Consider the following 14,380-nt stretch of genomic DNA (forward strand, 5'->3'; position numbering starts at 1 on the left):
AAAAGGCAGGACGATAATTGATATCGTCCTGCCTGTGAGGCTGAGATTATTCGACGTAGAACTTTTGTTTAAACTGTAGGTTAGTATTCAGCTGGTTCCTATACTTGATGGCGATGTTGAAATTAATCTCTTGATCGTCGCGGTATGGGACTTCAGCAATATAGTAAATGGCCTTACCTTCACGGATTTCTCTAAATTTTAAATCGATACGCGCATCGAGTAAGTTATTGGCAACACCGGTTATTTCAACAGGCACGGCGGGTGAGCCTTCTTCACTCGTATCTAATACCGCGATGTTGATAATACCTTTGTAGCTACTACGCTCAATGCCATAGGTTTTAGCAATACTGGGGGTCAGAAAGGTACTTCCTAACGCGATATAATGAATATCAAAATTACCGACGGTTTCTTTTTGCTCGGCATTAGCGACACCACAAAGGCTAGCTGTTAATGCGAGCATGATTAGGAGGTTACGTAACATAATGTTGTACCTTAACTTAATATGAGAGATTGCTTGATTATATGTATCTGAACCTAGACTTCCAACGCTGTGTTTATTCGAGCAGTGTCGCGATTTCTGTCGGGACGTTTTTAGGAGCGCTAATCCGTACCTGTTTATGGCGCCCCAATTCGCCCTTAAGGATGTGAACATCGCTTTTAGGGACTTTAAAGGCCTTGGCTAAATACTTGCTTAAATGGGCATTAGCCTTGCCATCAATAGGCGGGGCGGTAATGGCGACTTTTAACTCATCACCATGAAGCCCAACTATCTGATCGCGACTCGCTTTAGGTTGAATATACAAATTAAGCAGCAAGTCGCCTTGCTGCATAATGACTGCGCTCATTAAATCACGGCCCAAAAAGGTACGTATTGCGCCAACAGCATGTTGATAAAGTTCATGCCGATAATCACCAACATTACCGACAGATCTAAGCCTCCAATTGGCGGAATGATGCGGCGCACTGGGGCCAAAATGGGCTCGGTTAATTGCCCCATAATCATCACGATCGGATTATAGCCTTGATTGAACCAGCTCAAAATCGCCCGGATGATCAACATCCAAAACAGCAAAATGCCCGTCTGTTTGATGACAGTGACAAGCGCAAATACAAAGAACAGCACAATATCAATAGCGCCACCGGCGATAAGGCTCAATAGCAAGACTTTTACGATGACAACCAATAATGCCAACACAAACGAGGCTGTATCAAATCTTCCTATTGATGGGATCACTCGGCGCATTGGGGCGATGAGTGGGTGAGTTGCTTTCACGATAAATTGACTAAAAGGGTTATAAAAATCGGCCCGTGCCAAGGGGAGCCAGAGCCGCAAAATCACTACCATCAAATACAAATCGAAGAGTGTGCTGATCAAGAAGGTTAATGCATTCATCGAGATTTCTGCCTATATGAGTCCAATTAAAAACGCCCGTTATCTTTGTTTGAGCCGTCGGGAAAGTGGTTTAATTAAAATGTTTTTGCCATTTCTTCTGCGCGATTAATGCAGTTTTCCATGGCTTTTTTTACGACGCCACGGAGATCTGCTGCTTCGAATGTGGCGATGGCTTGCGCCGTTGTCCCACCTTTAGAGGTGACATTTTCCCGTAAATTACCCAGCGTGAGCTCAGGATTTTGTTTAGCCATCATAGCAGCACCAAGGGCGGCTTGCTGCACTAAGCTTCTGGCTTTGGCTTCGTCCATGCCCATTTGTTTACCCGCATCAATCATCGATTCCATCAGCAGGAAGAAATATGCTGGTGAGCTACCAGCAAGGGCAATGACTTGATTAATTTCAGATTCTTCATTTACCCACACTATTTCACCGCCGCTGGACATCAATCGTTCAGTAATGGCTTTTTGTGCATCCGATAGGGGTTGCGGTGCGTAGAGTCCCGTCATGCCGACGCCTATTTGCATTGGGGTGTTTGGCATAGTGCGAACCAGCGTGATGGGTTGTGCTAAATACTGGCTGTAGCGTTCAGCTTTAATCCCTGCGGCAATAGTAATGATCAGCTTGTGAGACATATCAATGTCTTGCAGTGCTTGGCAGACTTGTTCCATCAACTGCGGCTTAACGGATAATACGATGACATCGGCATCTTGGGCGGCGCTGGCATTATCTTGGGATACACGCACACCAAAGTCGTGAGCGAGAGCGTCGAGTTTACCTTGGCTTGGGTTGGTCGCCTGAACCTGTGATGCTGGATAACCGCTACGAATTAAGCCGCTGATAATACTACGGGTCATATTGCCCGCGCCGATAAAGCAGATTTTTTGTTGACTCATGTGTACCCCATAATGTCTGGCCTAGGGCTGAATCCTATGGTTCAGCGATGACAAAATTAGACCGGATAAAAATTTCTATTTAATGTCTCTTTACAGTATTTGGGCTTTAGCCTGTAAAAACAAGACCAAATACCGAGTCAGTCGCTATACCTTAGTTTTCAATCTGTGATAGCGACTGTTGGCAATGACCTCTTTAATGGCAATAGGTTTGATACTTATCGACTCAATTGATCGTTTCTTTTGAGGAATAATCCCGCTCTCCAAAGATGGCGCTGCCTATTCGCACCATGGTTGAGCCGCACTCGATAGCGATGTCCAAATCATTACTCATGCCCATTGATAGTGTATCGACATCGGGATAATGCTGTTTCAGTGTCTCGAATAACTGCTTGAGCTCGGTAAGTTCCCAGGTTTGCTGGGTAATGTTATCGGTTGCAGTGGGAATTGCCATTAAGCCTCTGAGCCTTAACTGCGGCAGTTGGCTGATGATATTGGCTAGCGGTAGCATTTGCTCGGCATCGATACCAGATTTTGTGTCTTCATCACTGATGTTGATTTGAATACACACGTTAAGTGGCGCAAGGTGAGTGGGGCGCTGCTCATTAAGCCGCTGGGCAATTTTTTCTCGGCTAAGGGTGTGCATCCAATCGAAGTGCTGGGCAACTAAGGCGGTCTTATTGGATTGTAGAGGCCCAATAAAATGCCATTCAATATCGGGATGAGTATCTTTTAGCGCTTCAATTTTTGTCGCACCTTCTTGAACATAGTTCTCACCAAAGCAACGCTGGCCTGCATTATAGGCGGCTATAATATCTGCGATAGGTTTAGTTTTACTGACGGCAAGTAAGCGAATAGTGTGAGGTAAGCGTGCGCATTTTTGCGCCGCTTGCGCGATCCTGCTCTGGGCGTGGGCGAGTCTGTCTGCTATTGTTGTCATGATGTAATTATCTAGTTGCAAGGATATCCCAAACTATGGAAATCACTGAGTTATTAGCTTTTAGTGTAAAACACAAAGCCTCGGATCTACACCTCTCTGCAGGGATATCTCCCATGATCCGTGTCGACGGTGAAGTGAGAAAAATCAATCTGCCCGCGCTCGATCATCAGGGTGTACACAGCCTTGTTTATGACATTATGAATGATAAACAACGCAAGGACTTTGAAGAACATTTAGAAATCGACTTTTCGTTCGAAGTCCCTAATTTAGCGCGTTTCCGTGTGAACGCCTTTAACCAATCTCGCGGCGCTGCGGCGGTATTTCGTACCATTCCCAGTGATATCTTGTCACTTGAGCAGCTAGGTGCGCCTGAAATTTTTAAAAAAATTGCCAGTTTTCCCCGTGGGTTAGTGTTAGTCACTGGGCCTACAGGTTCGGGTAAGAGTACCACACTTGCGGCCATGGTCGATTACATCAATGAAAACCGCCATGATCATATCTTAACCATTGAAGACCCAATCGAATTTGTTCATCCCAACAAGCAATGTTTGATTAACCAACGGGAAGTGCATCGCCATACCCACAGCTTTAACGCGGCACTGCGTAGCGCATTGCGTGAAGACCCTGACGTTATCCTCGTGGGTGAGATGCGTGACCTTGAAACCATTCGTCTGGCGATGACGGCGGCTGAAACGGGTCACTTAGTTTTTGGTACCTTACACACCACGTCGGCGGCTAAGACTATTGACCGTGTGGTTGACGTTTTCCCTGCCGGTGAAAAGGACATGGTTCGTACCATGTTATCTGAATCATTACAGGCGGTTATTTCGCAAACCCTGATTAAGAAAATCGGTGGTGGCCGTGTGGCTGCCCACGAAATTATGATGGGTACGCCCGCTATCCGAAATCTTATCCGTGAAGATAAAGTGGCGCAGATGTACTCCGCCATCCAAACGGGGATGGCCCATGGCATGCAAACTCTTGAGCAGTGTCTGCAAAACTTAGTTAACCGTGGCCTCATCACCCGTGAGGATGCCATGGCGAAGAGCTCAAACAAACAAGCGACGTTTTAAGGATTTATGATGGATGTCCGTCCGTTTTTAAAAGTCATGGTGGAGCGTAAAGCCTCGGACCTGTTTATTACCGCAGGGTTTCCGCCGAGCGCCAAAATCGATGGTGAGTTACGCCCGTTAGCCGAGAGTGCCTTCACGCCCGCGCAGTCTTTGGATTTTGTCGAGTCCGTGATGACGGAGGCGCAAAAGAAGGAGTTTCACACGACTCGCGAGTGTAACTTTGCTTTTGCGGTTAAGGAGTTGGGGCGTTTTCGCGTCAGCGCATTCTGGCAGCGTGAGTCTCCGGGTTGTGTTATGCGCCGGATTGAGACCAAAATCCCAGAAGTGGATGATTTAAAACTGCCACCCATTTTAAAAGATCTGGTGATGAGTAAGCGTGGACTTATCATCATGGTGGGGGGGACAGGGACCGGTAAATCGACTTCCTTAGCAGCATTAGTCGGTTACCGCAATGCCCATGCCCGCGGGCATATCTTGACGATTGAAGACCCTGTGGAATTTGTGCACGATCATCGCAAAAGTATCATTACCCAACGTGAAGTGGGCATAGACACTGAGTCCTTTGATGCGGCGCTGAAGAGCTCGCTGCGTCAGGCGCCTGATGTGATCCTTATCGGTGAAATTCGAACCCAAGAAACCATGGAGTTTGCGCTCTCCTTTGCTGAAACGGGCCATTTGTGTATGGCGACACTGCATGCTAACAATGCTAACCAAGCATTAGACCGGATTATGCACTTAGTGCCAGAAAGTAAACATCAACAGCTATTATTCGATTTGTCACTCAACCTGCGTGGCATTGTGGCGCAGCAGCTGGTGGCTAAAGTTGATGGCACAGGGCGCCGAGCGGCGATTGAAGTCTTGATCAATACGCCACGTGTCGCGAGTTTGATTGCTAAAAATGAACTGCATCTACTCAAAGAAACCATGGCCAAATCGAATGAGCAAGGCATGCAGACCTTTGACCAAGCTCTGTTAAAGCTCTATGTCGATGGGGAGATCAGTTATGCCGACGCGCTTCACCATGCTGACTCACCCAACGACTTGCGGTTAATGATTAAATTGCAAAATAAAGAACCCGCCAGTTCGAGCTTTATGGAAGGCGTGACCTTGGATATGGATTAATCCTATTTTGTCGTGTGTTAAAGCAGCTCGATTGAGCTGCTTTTTTATCAGCTAAAGCAATCGATAACTCCTTGTAGCTTTTATTTTTTTATTCAATATGATCTTTACCGTAGCAAGTGACGTAATAAGAATAAGTTCGCCTATCTTGGATCATTGAATAAGAAGGACATTATGATGAAACTCCCGCTATTTATCTTGACTAGCTTGATGAGCACCAGCGCTTTGGCGGCAACATGCCCAAGCTACCTTGATGTTGAAGTGCGTAAATTGCACTCAGAACAGAGCGTTAACTTATGTGAGCTCACTCAGGGTAAGCCTGTGCTGCTGGTCAATACCGCCAGTAATTGTGGTTATACGCCGCAATTTAAAGCCTTAGAAGCACTCCATCAACAATATAAAGATAAAGGGTTAGTGGTAATTGGTTTCCCTTCGGATGATTTTTTCCAAGAGGAGAATGATGAAAAAGACACCGCTAAAGTGTGCTACATCAATTATGGTGTCACCTTCACCATGCTCGCGACGTCTCCCGTCCGAGGTAGTGATGCTAACATTGTATTCAAATACTTAGGCGATAAAGCTGGCTCACCCAAGTGGAATTTCTACAAATACGTAGTGAGTGGCGATGGCAATACTGTGCAGCAATTTAATTCTAAGGTTAAACCCGATAGTGCCGAGCTTAAGCAGGCAATAGAATCCGTGCTTTAATGCCCAATTTATTCATTTACAAATTTTAAGAGGCTACTTTGGCTAGGTTTTCAGGATTATCAAAAGAGATGGGCCACGCAACGCGTGGCAAAGTGGGTGTGTTGTTACTTAACCTTGGCACGCCAGATGCGCCAACTGCATCGGCCGTAAGGCGTTACCTTGCAGAGTTTTTATCCGACCCTCGGGTGGTAGAAATTCCAAAACTCCTCTGGATGCTGATTTTACATGGCATAGTGCTGCGCGTTCGCCCAGCAAAGTCCGCGGCACTTTATCAAAAGGTGTGGACAGAAGCTGGGTCGCCACTGATGGATATCAGTTTGCGGCAAACGGCTAAATTGTCTGATAAATTAACCGCCGATGGTTATCCAGTGTCGGTTCACTTAGCTATGCGCTATGGAAACCCTTCAGTGGCAAACACGTTACAGGATATGCATAAGCAAGGGATTGATAAGATAGTTGTTTTACCCTTATATCCCCAATATGCTGCGCCGACAACGGGTTCCGCTTTTGACGCTATTGCCAAGGAACTTTGTCAATGGCGCTATTTGCCCTCGCTGCATTTTATTCATACTTATCACGATAACCCTGAGTTTATTGCTGCATTAGTCAATTCGATTCGTGCCGATTTTGACAAACATGGCAAGCCACAAAAGTTAGTGCTGTCTTACCATGGTATGCCTGAGCGTAATCTTCATCTGGGTGACCCCTATTATTGTTTTTGCATGAAGACCACTCGTCTTGTGGCTGAGCAATTGGGTTTGGCCAAAGATGAATTTGCAATTACATTCCAGTCACGTTTTGGTAAAGCTAAGTGGTTACAGCCTTATACGGATGCGACGATGGCGGCTCTGCCGAGTCAAGGTGTGCGTGATGTTGCGATTGTGTGTCCAGCATTTAGTGCCGATTGTTTAGAGACGTTAGAAGAGATCGTGGGCGAAAATGGCCATATCTTTACTCATGCTGGGGGGGAGAAGTTCCGTTATATTCCAGCGCTAAATGATAATGATGACCATATCAGCATGATGGCGAGCTTGGTTAAACCCTATCTGTAGACACTAATATCGTAGAAATAAAAAAGGATAGCTCAGGCTATCCTTTTGTTTTGATATCGCTCATTAGTCGCCGAAATGATTTTCAAAATAGCTTTCGACAATCAATACGGCTGACACAGCATCAACTTGACCTTTGGTGAGGGCTTTGAAGCCGCCGAGTTCAAATAGCCTAGCTTTTGCATCTGTGGTGGTGAGTCTTTCATCCTGAGTGACAATTTTGACCCCAAACTTAGCGTTTAGTCGGTTGGCAAATTTTCTTGCTCTGTGGGTCATTTCTTGTTCTGTGCCATCCATGTTGAGCGGTAAACCCACGACGACTAAATCGGGTTGCCACTCTTGGATGAGTTTGGCTATTTCATCCCAATTTGGAATGCCATCAACGGCCTTAAGAGATAAAAGTGGTGTTGCGCTGGAGGTAATTTGTTGCCCTACGGCAACGCCGATGCTTTTTGTCCCAAAATCAAAACCTAACACGGTTTTAGTATTCATCTGATATTAACTCGTTAAATAAAGTGAGATTAGGCGTGGCCTGCCTGTGTTGAAAGTTGCCAAGCCTCAAATCCCAGTGAACGGCTAGCTTGTTGCCATCTATCTTCGTGGTTTACTTCAAAGAGTAAGGTGTGATCGGCGGGGATCGTAAGCCAAGAGTTATCGGCAAGTTCTTGCTCTAACTGATTTTTACCCCAGCCAGCATAACCTAATGCCACGAGAAACTTATCTGGCGAGCGCTTACTGCCTATAGCGGTTAATACGTCTCGAGATGTGGTAAGCATCAGTCCCGAGCCTAATTCCGTACTATTGGCCCAATAGGGTTGGGAAGTATGTAGTACAAACCCTCTATCTTGGGAAACTGGCCCGCCCATTAAGACTTGCGATCCCATCGCAAAATCGGCAGACACTTGCTCTGTTGGGAGATCCATCTGCTCGAGCAAGGAGTTAACTTCAATGCCCAGCGGTTTATTTATCACTAGTCCCATGGCGCCTTTTTCATCGTGCTCACATAAATAGATGACGGTGCGCTCAAAAAAAGTGTCATCGAGTGATGGCATGGCGATTAAAAAATGGTTCTGCAAACTCTCCATTAAATGCTCCGTTCAGCCCACATGCATTGATCGATAGATAAAATCCAGCTACTTAGGATCGTGGCGTATCAACCGCCGGCTAATTTGACTTTATAGTTTTGTTTTTCAAGCAACTGTTTGAGTAGTTCACGGTTATCGGTTTGCACTTCGATCGTGAAATCTTTAACCGTCCCACCACAACCACATTGTTTTTTAAGTGTTTGTGCTAGTGCTTTTAAGCCAGCATCGTCAAGCCCTAGGCCTGAAATGACCGAGACACCTTTACCTTTACGGCCTTTGCTGTCTCTGTGGATACGCACAATGCCATCGGATGCGGGGAGTGCTTTTGCTTCTGGTTCGGCAGTAATGCGACCTTTATCAGTGCTGTATACTAAGGAAACGTTGGGATCTACTCTCATAAGTCATCTTTTATCTGAATGTAAACTGCTTAAGTCTATCAAATTCATTATGCTTCGTGGAGGTAAAAAGTAGAGGTAAAAAAAGGCCACAGACAGAGACTGAAAGTGGCCGAAGGTAAATGCTAGCTCTTTGCAGGGAAGTAGCATGTTTTCAAATGGAATTTATAGATGTTGCAAAACCATAGCGATTAATGCCAATGCGGTGAGTAGGGCGCAGGGCATAATAAAACGATGTAATTTGGGAAGTGCAATTAAACAGGCTGTGGCAACAAAACCAAATGCGGCAATTGTGGTGTAGTCTGCACCATTTGATACAGCTTCGAATATCAGCCAACTCATTACAATCAAAGGCAAAAACAATAACATCATCGGGAGATGAGGCGTGAGTTTATTGTTATTGGTGTCGATTGAGGCTTTTTGTGGCGCTAGCCAGAAAATTGCTGATGCAACAATCAATGCGCTAATGAACCAGTACATGTTATTTATCCCTTAATCGCTTTAAGTGATAATCATTATCATTTAAATCGATTGCTGAAGTCAAGCTGAATAACGCTCTGCTTTTCATTATATTGAGTTGTAGAATCGGCCATTGCTCTGTAAGCTAAATTTATTTATCGGCTCATTTGTGTTCTTTACGAAATCCAAGGAAATCACCATGAAAAATTTTATCGTAGGGTTAGCAGTGCTGGCCTTGAGTGCTTGTAGTTCTCTTAAGTCTGGTTGGGACTATGATCCCAGTGCCAATTTCTCTCAATACAAAACCTATGCTTGGGTAGCACAAAAGACTGATGCTTCAGGTTATCATCTCGATGGTCTGATGGATCAGCGAGTGCGTGATGCAGTTAATGCACAACTTTCTGCTAAGGGCATGACGTTAGTCGATGCAAAAGACGCTGATGTCCTAGTTAACTATCTGACTAAAATCGACAAAAAGATTAATGTAGATACTTTCAATACCAACTTTGGCTATAACCCTTACTATGGTCCTGGTTGGGGATGGGGTGGCAACATGCAAACTCAAACCACGGTGAGAGAATACGAAGTTGGTACGTTGATCATTGATTTAGTTGATAATAAAACAGCTAAGTTAATATGGCGTGGTTCGGTGGCTGACACCATTCGTGATAAAAATACTCCTTCTGAAAGAGTCCAGCTCATCAATGATGCCGTTGGAAGTGTCATGGCGAATTATCCTCCGAAACCTGAAAACAAATAATTTACTTTTCGTCTAAAAAAGCGGCTATTAGGCCGCTTTTTTATGGCCAAAATTTAGGCTTGAATGACGTGATGTTGAGTTTTCTACAAAATTTCAAAGTTTAATTGATTATGCTTTATTAAAACTTATCAAAAAGTAAGCTTAATTGAATGCGGCTGGCAACTGTCTGTTAGTTAATTTATTGTTATTTAAGGAGTGTAGTGTAGCGTGATATTGAAAGTTAGAAATGACTAATACATAAATGGTATCAATAGATTAAATATTCTAATGACAAAATTTAAATAATCTCATTATCCAGCCCGTGGATTATCAGGCAAAATCCGTTTTTTATGCATGGGTAATAAGTAGTTTAAATGCAAGAAGCGCAATTTATCGGATTATTATGGCTGATTGGGATTTTGGCTGAGGCCATGACTGGGGCATTAGCAGCTGGCCGTAAGCAGATGGATTTATTCGGCGTAGTCATTATCGGTTGTGCTACCGCTATTGGTGGCGGCACCTTACGAGATATGTTACTTGGAAATTACCCTTTGATTTGGGTCGAGAATGTCCACTATCTAATTGCGATTGCATTTGCATCTTTGTTAACTGTCGCGATTGCGCCAGTTATGCGTTATTTGTCTAAGCTGTTTTTGGCCATCGATGCCTTAGGCTTAGCGGTGTTCTCAATTGTTGGCGCGCAAAAGACCCTGATGCTTGGTTTTAGTCCAACTATTGCGGTCGTTATGGGATTGGTTACCGGTGTTTTTGGTGGTGTTATTCGCGATATTCTTTGTAATCAAGTGCCTTTGATTTTTAAGAAAGAGCTCTATGCGGTAATCTCACTCTTTACGGCGGGGTTATATATCACGCTAAACGCCTATCAATTGGCTGAGTGGATTAATCTATTAATTTGCTTAAGTTTTGGATTTAGCTGGCGGATGTTAGCATTACGCTATCATTGGTCTATGCCTACCTTCGACTATCAAGCCAACGGCGACCAACATACGCACTAATAAAAAATAGGGCATTAAATGCCCTATTTTTATGCTTATTACTGTGCTTGAATGGTTTTTAGCGCCTCTAGCGCGGCATCATAGTTTGGATGCTGGGCAATGTTGGGTACTAATTCTTGGTACTTGAGTTTACCTTCGGCATCGACGATGAAAATCGCCCGTGCAAGTAAGCCATAATCTTCAATTAACAGACCATACTTCTCGCCAAAATCACGCCAAACAGAATCGGATAACACTTTAATATTTTCAACATTCTCAACTTTACAAAAACGTTTTTGCGCGAAAGGTAAATCCGTGCTGATGGTTAGCATGACGACATCATCAGAAAAGTGGCTGACCTCGCTATTAAAGCGTTTAGTTTGTAACGCACAAACACCCGTATCCAAGCTAGGCACTGCACTAATCAGGATGGTTTTTCCCTTAAAGTCGGTTAAGTTGATTGGATTGAATTTATCATCAACGACTTTAAATCTTGGGGCCATTTGCTCAAGTTGAGGTAATTTTCCTTCTAGGGTGACAGTCTTTTCACCCATCATTACTTGGGTTTTATTGCTGGCAATCGCCATTGGGCTGAGCAGCATTAAACTAAAAACACAGCCAGCGGCCAGAAATGAAACATACTTTGGCATATTCTCTCTCTTACTCAGATATGTGTGCATATTCGGTTAAGGTACGCCAAAATCCGGCTTATCACCATAAAAAAGGCCGGTTTTCACCGGCCTTCTAATATCACTGCTGATTATTTGCTCTCGGGCAGTTGTTTTACATGAATATCCATTTGTGGAAATGGAATTTCAATATTGGCTGCATCAAGCGCATTTTTGATTTGTTCTAAAATCTCGAAACGAGCTGTCCAGTAATCCGCCGTTTTTACCCAAGGACGAACTACAAAGTTAATTGAAGAATTTGCTAGTTCAGACAGACCCACGGTGTAACCCGGTTCTTTCAGCACATATTGGTTGTTATCTAAAATCTCGGTCAAAACTTTTTTAGTCTGGGCAATATCCGCAGAATAAGACACGCCAATGACTAAATCGATACGACGATTTTCTAAGGCTGAGTAGTTGGTGATCGTGCCATTCATGATTGAAGAGTTGGGCGCAACGATAACCTTATTATCTGGCGTGCGTAATTTAGTTGAGAAAATGGTGATTTCATCAACAGTGCCAGCAATACCAGCAGCTTCAATATAGTCACCCACGCGACATGGGCGGAATAACACCATTAACACGCCTGAAGCAAAGTTAGATAATGATCCTTGCAGCGCTAAACCTATCGCTAAACCGGCGGCACCGATAACCGCGACTAAAGATGCGGTTTGCACACCAATTTGGCCTAAGGTGGCGATAATGGTGAAGACAAACACAACAGCCCACGATAAGTTGGCTACAAAAGAGACCACCGTTGGATCAACTTTGCGGCTGTTGAGTAGCTTTCGCACTACCTTTTGCGCAACGCCGGAAAAATATTTACCGACAAAAAAGATAACAAGGGCAAATAAGATCTTCACTCCATAGGTCATGATCAGATCTGGAGCCTGCTTTAATAAGCCTTCAAGGTTTTCCATTAAATTACTCCCTAAAAATACGCTAACAAAACTACTTATTATTGACGAAAAATTGTACTCGTCGATTTAATCTGCGACCTTCGCTGGAACGATTATCTGCTACTGGTTCAGATATACCTTTACCGACAACGGTAAAGCGATTTGGGTTGAATCCATAGTCTTCAACCAAAATTTGTTTCACATTTTGCGCACGTTGAAGTGATAACTGATAATTAAACTCAGGTGTGCCGACAATATCTGTGTGCCCAACCAAGATTAAATGAACATCAGTATTTGACTCTAAAAATGCTTTGACTAAGGCTAATGCTTTCCACTGCGATAAATCTACCTCTGCTATCGCAAACTCAAAATACACAATGGCTGTCTCAATATGATGACAATCAGGAGCTGAATAGGTGCTGGGGTCATTGAGATTACATTGAATATTAGTGGCCGTGGCTTCGACTTCATAAACACAGCCATTTGCCATCACCGTAGTGTTAGTGGTTGTGTTGGGGCAGGCATCTTTAATATCGGGCACGCCATCTTGATCTGTATCCTGCCACGCATAAGCTGGTAGCATTAGGGTTAAACTCAATGCTAAAGAGGCTAGTTTAATCCATTGCATTACGGATATATTCACCACAAATCACCTTATGTTTAATATCTAGCAGTCAAAATCACTAGGAGATTGGCATTGCTTTAGCAGGAGCATCCTAGTTGGCTATTGTAGCTTTTAAACGTTATAACGCCAAGTTTTGCCATTTATTCGATATAAATCAATTATATCAGATTAAATTTTGCATTAGGTTGTATGTTTTATCGGCAGCTATATCAGCAAGCTATACAATTTTTTTCTTTAAGGCTAGAGTCGCGAGGCGTGTTTGATATGCGCATAGGGGATAGGCAGAAGAAGTTGAGGACAAAATGATAGATTTACGCAGTGATACTGTAACCCAGCCTACTGAGGCAATGCGTTTAGCCATGGCGAGGGCTGAAGTGGGTGATGATGTTTATGGTGATGATCCGAGCGTTAACCGTTTACAGGACATGGCCGCCGAGATGTTTGGTTTTGAGGGAGCACTTTTTACGGCATCTGGCACCCAAGCCAATCTACTGGCTTTGATGTCGCATTGTGAGCGCGGGGATGAATATCTATGCGGTCAGCAAGCTCATAACTATAAATTTGAAGGTGGTGGTGCGGCGGTGTTAGGTAGTATTCAACCACAACCGCTAACAAATCAATTAGATGGGACTATTGCTCTTAGCGAAATTGAAGCGGCAATCAAGCCTGATGATATTCATTTTGCCCGAACGCGCTTGCTGAGTTTGGAAAATACTATCGGGGGGAAAGTGTTGCCCCAAACCTATCTTGCCAATGCGCAGGCACTGGCTTTTCAGCGCGGTTTAAAAATTCATTTAGATGGTGCAAGAGTGGCTAATGCCGCAGTGGCACAAGGGATCGCTATTGCTGATATCGCCGTACACTTTGATTCTGTTTCGATCTGTTTATCAAAGGGATTATGCGCGCCAGTCGGATCGTTACTCTTAGGCGATGAACGCCTCATTAAAAAAGCGACGCGTTGGCGAAAAATGCTTGGTGGCGGTATGCGTCAAGCTGGGATTCTAGCAGCTGCGGGGGAGTTAGCTCTAACTGCGCAAGTTGAAAGATTGGCAGATGATCATCAAAACGCTGCATATCTGGCCCAACAGTTAAGCCTATTAGACGAGTTTGAAATTGACTTGCCATCCGTTCAAACCAATATGGTGTTTGCAACCTTAGCTTCTCATATCGATGAACAGGCCTTAGCGCAACGCTGTCGTAATGAGGGCATTTTGATTAGTCCTGGGCGTACCATACGTTTTGTTACCCATAAAGATGTCTCGCGCCAGGATATTGATAAAGTACTGCGGGTTTTTAAATTACATCTGCAGGCGTAATTGATTAAAGTCCAAGTTAAACCTTGG

Annotated in this window: 19 protein-coding genes; 7 read left to right on the forward strand and 12 right to left on the reverse strand. The window is 44.1% G+C overall.

Annotation, left to right across the window (positions count from 1 at the left end; translation table 11 throughout):
- Positions 1-46: 46 nt before the first annotated feature.
- The 5 genes from CEQ32_RS22355 to CEQ32_RS22375 all read right to left on the reverse strand — a co-directional run bounded on the left by CEQ32_RS22355 (position 47) and on the right by CEQ32_RS22375 (position 3,223).
- Complete coding sequence (locus CEQ32_RS22355) at positions 47-481, reverse strand: DUF4426 domain-containing protein (protein WP_037420790.1); 435 nt, start codon at positions 479-481, stop codon at positions 47-49.
- 73 nt (positions 482-554) lie between these two features.
- Positions 555-845, reverse strand: coding sequence for a DUF167 family protein YggU (gene yggU, locus CEQ32_RS22360; protein ID WP_037420787.1), 291 nt, complete (start codon positions 843-845; stop codon positions 555-557).
- Entirely contained in the window at positions 845-1,393 is a 549-nt protein-coding gene (locus CEQ32_RS22365; protein ID WP_037420784.1) for a YggT family protein, read from the reverse strand. Before CEQ32_RS22365 ends, yggU begins: the two co-directional genes overlap by 1 nt.
- 74 nt (positions 1,394-1,467) lie before the next feature.
- The gene (gene proC, locus CEQ32_RS22370; RefSeq protein ID WP_088586904.1) at positions 1,468-2,286 is read right to left on the reverse strand and encodes a pyrroline-5-carboxylate reductase; all 819 of its coding nucleotides are present in this window, start codon (positions 2,284-2,286) and stop codon (positions 1,468-1,470) included.
- Positions 2,287-2,509: 223 nt separating this feature from the next.
- Entirely contained in the window at positions 2,510-3,223 is a 714-nt protein-coding gene (locus tag CEQ32_RS22375) for a YggS family pyridoxal phosphate-dependent enzyme (protein ID WP_088587025.1), read from the reverse strand.
- 35 nt (positions 3,224-3,258) lie between these two features.
- On the opposite strand from CEQ32_RS22375, the gene CEQ32_RS22380 reads away from it, so the two are divergent.
- The 4 genes from CEQ32_RS22380 (at position 3,259) to hemH (ending at position 7,175) form a co-directional block, all read left to right on the forward strand.
- A complete protein-coding gene (locus CEQ32_RS22380) occupies positions 3,259-4,296 on the forward strand; it encodes a type IV pilus twitching motility protein PilT (protein ID WP_037420775.1) in 1,038 nt (345 codons plus the stop codon).
- Positions 4,297-4,305: 9 nt separating this feature from the next.
- On the forward strand, positions 4,306-5,418 hold the full coding sequence (locus tag CEQ32_RS22385; protein WP_037420771.1) for a PilT/PilU family type 4a pilus ATPase: 1,113 nt from the start codon (positions 4,306-4,308) through the stop codon (positions 5,416-5,418).
- Positions 5,419-5,589: 171 nt separating this feature from the next.
- Positions 5,590-6,123: a glutathione peroxidase gene (locus CEQ32_RS22390; RefSeq protein ID WP_088586905.1), complete on the forward strand. Its 534-nt coding sequence runs from the start codon at positions 5,590-5,592 to the stop codon at positions 6,121-6,123.
- 68 nt (positions 6,124-6,191) lie between these two features.
- Entirely contained in the window at positions 6,192-7,175 is a 984-nt protein-coding gene (gene hemH, locus CEQ32_RS22395) for a ferrochelatase (protein ID WP_122040785.1), read from the forward strand.
- Positions 7,176-7,238: 63 nt separating this feature from the next.
- On the opposite strand, the gene ruvX is transcribed toward hemH, so the two are convergent.
- The 4 genes from ruvX to CEQ32_RS22415 all read right to left on the reverse strand — a co-directional run bounded on the left by ruvX (position 7,239) and on the right by CEQ32_RS22415 (position 9,132).
- A complete protein-coding gene (gene ruvX, locus CEQ32_RS22400) occupies positions 7,239-7,664 on the reverse strand; it encodes a Holliday junction resolvase RuvX (protein WP_037420762.1) in 426 nt (141 codons plus the stop codon).
- A 29-nt stretch (positions 7,665-7,693) separates the two neighbouring features.
- Positions 7,694-8,257, reverse strand: coding sequence for a YqgE/AlgH family protein (locus CEQ32_RS22405; protein ID WP_088586906.1), 564 nt, complete (start codon positions 8,255-8,257; stop codon positions 7,694-7,696).
- A gap of 68 nt (positions 8,258-8,325) precedes the next feature.
- The gene (gene yciH, locus CEQ32_RS22410) at positions 8,326-8,655 is read right to left on the reverse strand and encodes a stress response translation initiation inhibitor YciH (RefSeq protein ID WP_047533731.1); all 330 of its coding nucleotides are present in this window, start codon (positions 8,653-8,655) and stop codon (positions 8,326-8,328) included.
- Between the two features lie 162 nt (positions 8,656-8,817).
- Positions 8,818-9,132, reverse strand: a complete 315-nt coding sequence (locus CEQ32_RS22415; protein ID WP_037420754.1) for a hypothetical protein — start codon at positions 9,130-9,132, stop codon at positions 8,818-8,820.
- Between the two features lie 178 nt (positions 9,133-9,310).
- Here CEQ32_RS22415 and CEQ32_RS22420 point away from each other — a divergent pair, with 178 nt between their 5' ends.
- Both CEQ32_RS22420 and CEQ32_RS22425 read left to right on the forward strand, forming a co-directional pair.
- On the forward strand, positions 9,311-9,871 hold the full coding sequence (locus tag CEQ32_RS22420; RefSeq protein WP_037420751.1) for a DUF4136 domain-containing protein: 561 nt from the start codon (positions 9,311-9,313) through the stop codon (positions 9,869-9,871).
- Between the two features lie 353 nt (positions 9,872-10,224).
- The gene (locus CEQ32_RS22425; RefSeq protein WP_037420748.1) at positions 10,225-10,866 is read left to right on the forward strand and encodes a trimeric intracellular cation channel family protein; all 642 of its coding nucleotides are present in this window, start codon (positions 10,225-10,227) and stop codon (positions 10,864-10,866) included.
- A 38-nt stretch (positions 10,867-10,904) separates the two neighbouring features.
- On the opposite strand, the gene tpx is transcribed toward CEQ32_RS22425, so the two are convergent.
- The 3 genes from tpx to CEQ32_RS22440 all read right to left on the reverse strand — a co-directional run bounded on the left by tpx (position 10,905) and on the right by CEQ32_RS22440 (position 13,040).
- A complete protein-coding gene (tpx, locus tag CEQ32_RS22430) occupies positions 10,905-11,495 on the reverse strand; it encodes a thiol peroxidase (protein WP_037429419.1) in 591 nt (196 codons plus the stop codon).
- Positions 11,496-11,605: 110 nt separating this feature from the next.
- Complete coding sequence (locus CEQ32_RS22435) at positions 11,606-12,433, reverse strand: mechanosensitive ion channel family protein (protein WP_037420742.1); 828 nt, start codon at positions 12,431-12,433, stop codon at positions 11,606-11,608.
- 31 nt (positions 12,434-12,464) lie between these two features.
- Positions 12,465-13,040, reverse strand: a complete 576-nt coding sequence (locus CEQ32_RS22440; RefSeq protein ID WP_192959176.1) for an OmpA family protein — start codon at positions 13,038-13,040, stop codon at positions 12,465-12,467.
- Positions 13,041-13,339: 299 nt separating this feature from the next.
- Here CEQ32_RS22440 and ltaE point away from each other — a divergent pair, with 299 nt between their 5' ends.
- Positions 13,340-14,353, forward strand: coding sequence for a low-specificity L-threonine aldolase (gene ltaE, locus CEQ32_RS22445; protein WP_088586908.1), 1,014 nt, complete (start codon positions 13,340-13,342; stop codon positions 14,351-14,353).
- Positions 14,354-14,380: the final 27 nt, after the last annotated feature.

The sequence above is a fragment of the Shewanella sp. FDAARGOS_354 genome, from assembly GCF_002209245.2.
Lineage (GTDB): Bacteria > Pseudomonadota > Gammaproteobacteria > Enterobacterales > Shewanellaceae > Shewanella > Shewanella xiamenensis.